At 43.4% G+C, this 1,176-nt stretch carries 1 protein-coding gene; it reads right to left on the bottom strand.

Annotation, left to right across the window (positions count from 1 at the left end; genetic code table 11):
- Positions 1-405 precede the first annotated feature (405 nt).
- Positions 406-1,176 (bottom strand): IS3 family transposase (locus ACED42_RS21815; RefSeq protein WP_371704154.1); only part of this gene is annotated, 771 nt, incomplete at its 5' end.

Here is a 1,176-nt window from a genome sequence, read left to right as displayed (position 1 = left end):
ACCTTGGAACTTCAAACACTGACAAGTCGCCCCGTGGGTTCGTGGGGCGGATACTAACTATCCAACAAAGAGGAGAGTTAAAGTAGCAAACACTCCCACTCTGAAACTTCAACATTAATTAAGCGGTCCCGTGAGTTTATGGCGTGGTTACAATCAATCTTGGCTGAATTAGTAGATCTAAACTATGAGGTTAGTACTACTCTTTACCCTAACCATGCCGGGTTGTTTTTAGTATTATCAGCATCACCGACTCGATTTCCATCTAAGTCATTTTCGCCTAAATGCTTACCAAAACGATTCCACACCTCGATGTGTGAGCTTTCACCATAATGTAAATTATCGATAACGTGATAAGTTCTTTCCAAAACACAATAGTGATCTGCTCCAGTTAGACTGGACACTGCATTAAGCGACATATTGTTTTTCAAAGTTAACTGGGCTTAGATACCCAAGAGCACTGTGCCTTCTTGTTCGATTATAATCAACTTCAATATATTCAAAAAGCGCTTGGCGCATCTCTTCTCGCGTCATTATCGGCTCGTATTGGACGGCTTCTACTTTCATTGAGTGGAAAAAGCTTTCAACACAGGCGTTATCCCAACAATTCCCCTTCCTACTCATGCTTTGTTTTAGATTATGAGCTGCGATTAAATCTCGGTAGTATTTTGAGCAATATTGGCTACCTCTATCACTATGGATAATCACGTCTTCTGGCATGCCTCTGCGGAACAATGCCATTGATAGTGCGTCACAGACCAGAGTTGCGGTCATTCTGGTGCTCATTGACCAACCAACGACTTGCCGTGAGTACAGGTCGATAATAACGGCTAAATACATCCAACCTTCGCTTGTCGCTAGATAGGTTATATCTCCAGCCCACTTTTGGTTTGGTGCTGTCGCATTAAAGTCTTGCTTAAGCAAGTTCGGGGCAACAGGAAGCCTATGCTTACTGTCTGTCGTACATTTGAACTTACCGGCGGCCTTCGCGACTAAGCTCTGGCGTTTCATGCTCGCGGCAATTGTTTTTACATCGTGCTTATTACCATTTTCCTCAAGTTCTTTTTGAATGCGCCTTGCTCCGTCGCGTTCCTTTTTATCATCAAAGACTTCTCGAACTTTGCTATCAAGCTGCTTGCGGTGCTCGTTGCGTTGAGTGACTTTATGGCGATTATCAAT

It is taken from the genome of Vibrio sp. FF145 (assembly GCF_041439075.1).
GTDB classification, from domain to species: Bacteria; Pseudomonadota; Gammaproteobacteria; order Enterobacterales; family Vibrionaceae; genus Vibrio; species Vibrio tasmaniensis_A.
Note: the sequence above shows the minus strand (reverse complement) of the source record. Positions and strands in the feature narration are given on the sequence as shown.